Origin of the sequence: Cupriavidus sp. YAF13, assembly GCF_052113425.1 — a bacterium.
Taxonomy (GTDB): domain Bacteria; phylum Pseudomonadota; class Gammaproteobacteria; order Burkholderiales; family Burkholderiaceae; genus Cupriavidus.
In genome coordinates this window covers 1-3,746 of record NZ_JBFRDD010000125.1, presented here as the reverse complement: position 1 = coordinate 3,746, position 3,746 = coordinate 1, and the positions used below count along the sequence as shown (strand labels likewise).

Below are 3,746 nucleotides of genomic sequence, written 5' to 3'. Positions count from 1 at the left end.
CGCGCAATGTCATCCATACGCAGAGCGGCAACAAAGTCGAACTGGAAGACTGGGAGGACGAGGAACACGTACAGCTTTCCACTGAGCATTCCGGCAAAAGCCAGTTGACCCTCGGGCATATGGTCAACGGCGAGCGCCAGAAGCGTGGTGAAGGCTTTGAGCTGCGCACCGACGCCTGGGGTGCGATCCGCGGTGGCAAGGGGCTGTTCCTTTCGGCGGATGACCAGCCGAAAGCCGGTGGTCAGCAGCTCGATATGCAGGCTGCGGTTGCACAACTCGAGAGCGCGCTACAGATAGCGCGTGCCTTGGCAAGCGCGGCCACGTCAGCGAATGCGGACGCCGCAGATGCGGACTCGCAGAAGCAAGTCGCGACAGCGTTGAACCGCCTGTCCGAGCCTTCAATTCTGGCTAGTGCCCCCGCCTCCGTCGGGATCGTTGCAGGGCGCGGGGCGCAAATCTCGGCCCGTGACAATGTTGCGGTTGTTGCTGAGAGGAATGTGGATATCAGCGCGGTAAAGAAGTTCACCGTCGCGGCGGGCGAGGCTGTTTCCATGTTTGCCCAGAAATTTGGCATCAAACTGTTTGCTGGTAAGGGAAAAGTGGAAATCCAGGCGCAGAGCGATGCAATGTCCCTGGCAGCGGATAAGGACGTCACCGTATCCAGCGTGAATGGAGCCGTCCGTATCGCCGCAAAGCGGGAATTGATTCTCGAATGTGGTGGCGCCTTTGTGCGCCTTGCCGATGGAAATGTGACCATCGGTGGGCCAGGTGATCTCATCTTGAAGGTCATCACGATGCAAAAACAGGGCGTGGCCAGCCTGAACGATGCCATGCAACCCCTTCCCAAGCCCCCCGGACTGTATGACGAGCAGTTCACGCTGAGGGACGAGCACACGGGCGAGATATTGCGGCACCTGCCATATCGGATAGAAACCGCCGCCGGTGAGGTGATTGAGGGTGTCACCGATGCGGCTGGCAGGACGATCCGCGTCTACGCGGACAAGGCGCAGGACATCAAGATACTCAAGGGATAAGACATGGCCAACAACGAACTTGGCAAAGGAGCCCTCAATGCGCGGGGTGGCAGCAATGTCGACGCCAAGATGCCGGCAGAACCTCTGGCCTTCCTGCGTCCGGAAACCGGGGAAGTCATCATCGTGCCGGCGGAGGACGCGAATCAGCTACGTAGCCACTACAACGGACTCAGTGACATGGTGGCCGAACTGCACTCAGCCAACAAGGCGGTGCAACTGAGCGAGGAGCATCTTCAGGAACTCGAGGCCGGGAAGGTATCTGACACGGACAAGGCGCTGGCGCATAGTGTGCTTGGGTTCGCTCTCGATTGGCAGCAGGAGGCGCACGAAAAGCTGCATGCCGTGTATGAAAAACTCGATCCGCTACCTGAAAGCAAAGAAGAGGCGAATGCCGGTAAGTCATCGGGTTCGGCAGCGCCTGCGAAACCGAAGAAGGACAAACATACTACGGCAGGCGCTGGCAAGAGGTTGGTCGAACTCATTTCGCTCAGCAACGACAGCCCGGAAGAACGGAAGAAGAAAGCGGCGAACGACAAGGAGGCAGAGGTCGATATCCGAGGGTTCAAGCAGAAGATCAAGTCGTTCAAGACAGCTGCGGAGCTGAAGAAATTTGGAAAATGGCCAAAGAAAATGCCAGAAAGGCTCGTCTACGTTGACTCGAGCAAGCTGAAACAAAAATGGCCGAAGTTCAAGGATGCCGAGAAGACGAAATGGTCCGAGGTGTACAAGAAGGGTGGCGATGGCAAGCGCAGCCTCGACAAGGAAAAGCTCCGTGCGTATGCGAAGGAGCAGGTCCGAAAAGAGACGACGATCTCGCTAAAGAGCATATTTGGCGAGGATCTGAGCGGTGGGGCGAGCATCACGCTGGGCCAGTGGGCCGATAACTGGAATAAAGCACACAAGCTAGAACGCCATGGGTCTCTTTCGCATGACGGGACGCAGATTGCCGACATCGAGCTCAGCGCAGCCGCGCAGCTGATGCGCTTCACCTACGGGGGAAGCCTCAATGGCGATCTGTCGGTGATGGATCGCCGCCTCAGTGTCAGGGTCGAGGGGCATGCCGCTGTCGACTTCGCCAAGGCTGAGGCCAATCTTGACCTCTTCTTTCCACGCAAGGACGGCTGGCTATGGACGGTGCAGGACGATAAGGGCGAGTCCTTCAACCTGATCGCAGGACGCTGCCGAATGACCGTCGAGGTGTCGGGGGTGGTCGGCGCCAGCATTGCGGGCGAGTTGGCAATGAAGGTGGAAGTGTCGGCATTGGATAACGGCGTACCCAAAGTATCGGGAAAACCTGGCCGAAAGGGAAAGAAGGCGCGCAGGAAGCAGACCGTTTCGATCAACACCAACGATGAGGCCGAGGTTGGCACGCTGGACGCATCGGTGAGCGCATTTGCCGGCGCGCGGGCTGATGCATCGCTAACCGGTGTGCTTGAGTGGCGTGACCCGGATCATCCCGAAAAAGAATTCGCGAGCATCGCCAGTATCGCCCCAACCGTAGGCGGACTGGCCGGCATCGGCCTGGAAGCAAAGTTCAAGATCGAATACACAAACGGCATCTTCCGCTTCACGGCGCACGCCAGCCTGTGCTTGGGAGTGGGGGCGGAAGGTGCGCTGGGATTTGAGGTGAGCGCAAAACAGATGGGGCTATTTTTCCGCTGTCTCTTCTACAAGATTGCGTATTGGCAGTTCAAAAACCTGAAGATCATCAACGACGACGCATTTTCCGCGCTGAAGGGAATCCAGTTCCTGGCAGTGCAATCAGGTCGGGCTATCGAGAGTTTCTATGGGGAAACGTTGGCGAGTATTAATGTCATCTTGAACAAGGTCGATGAGGATTTGAAGAAAGCCGATGCCAGACTAAAACTGGCGAACCGCATTCTCGCAAATCGAAAGGCCTTGGAGTATGTCACACCCGAAGCAAAGGGCATGCTCATCTATCAATTGACACGTCACAGCTACGCGGATGTCGCCATCAGCGGCGCTGCAGTAGGCGACAACTATCTCGGGCGCCAACGTGAAGCGGTGCTCGCGGTGATCCTGTCGGCGACATCCAAGGGGGAGGCGGCCAATATCATTCAGCACATCAGCGTGAGTGGTAAAAAAGGAAATACGGAGACAAATCGTGCGGAATTGCGAGACTTCTTTAGGACAGAAGGTGTTCGGGATATCGATATCCCATTCTATGAATCCCCCTATCCAGCAAGGTTTGAGGAGATCCTGAAGAAACTCGCAATGCAAGGCGACTTCGATGGCTGGTATCAAGCTTTCTACGATCATTTGATGGATGAGGTGCCGCATGGCTATGCGCTGGTGGATGCGACCTCGCCGGCTTATGAAGTCTTGAGGGCCGAGGCCGATCACCGATTTTTTGCGTCCAGCGGCTGGAACGCGTATTACACGAGCGAGGCCTGAATGCGTGCTAGAACGATTGAATCCGTTGCTGTCTTCCTGGTGCTTATCTGTGCCGGGGCAAGGTTAGTGGCCGCTGAGATAGCCGAAGTCCCGCCACCGCGGCAGCCCCTGATGTCGAAGGACCCGGGCGAGAATGCCCCGCAGCTGAAGCAGCCCCCAGCCCTGGAGGCCGAATTGATGGCATTGACCGAGGGCAGCATGGAGGAGCGGGTGGCCAAGCTCAAGCGCAAGGTGCTCAAGGACCTGGTGTGGGTCGAGGGCGGCAGCTTCATGATGGGCGACTTCGGGCGGGCCGTG

At 57.5% G+C, this 3,746-nt stretch carries 3 protein-coding genes; all 3 read left to right on the top strand.

Annotated elements, in window-relative coordinates:
* Nucleotides 1-1,034: DUF2345 domain-containing protein (locus tag AB4061_RS40310; protein WP_441641620.1), on the top strand; the 1,034-nt coding region annotated here is incomplete at its 5' end.
* A gap of 3 nt (nt 1,035-1,037) precedes the next feature.
* A complete protein-coding gene (locus AB4061_RS40305) occupies nt 1,038-3,449 on the top strand; it encodes a hypothetical protein (RefSeq protein WP_441641619.1) in 2,412 nt (803 codons plus the stop codon).
* A 111-nt stretch (nt 3,450-3,560) separates the two neighbouring features.
* On the top strand, nt 3,561-3,746 hold a 186-nt coding region (locus AB4061_RS40300), incomplete at its 3' end, for a hypothetical protein (RefSeq protein ID WP_441641618.1).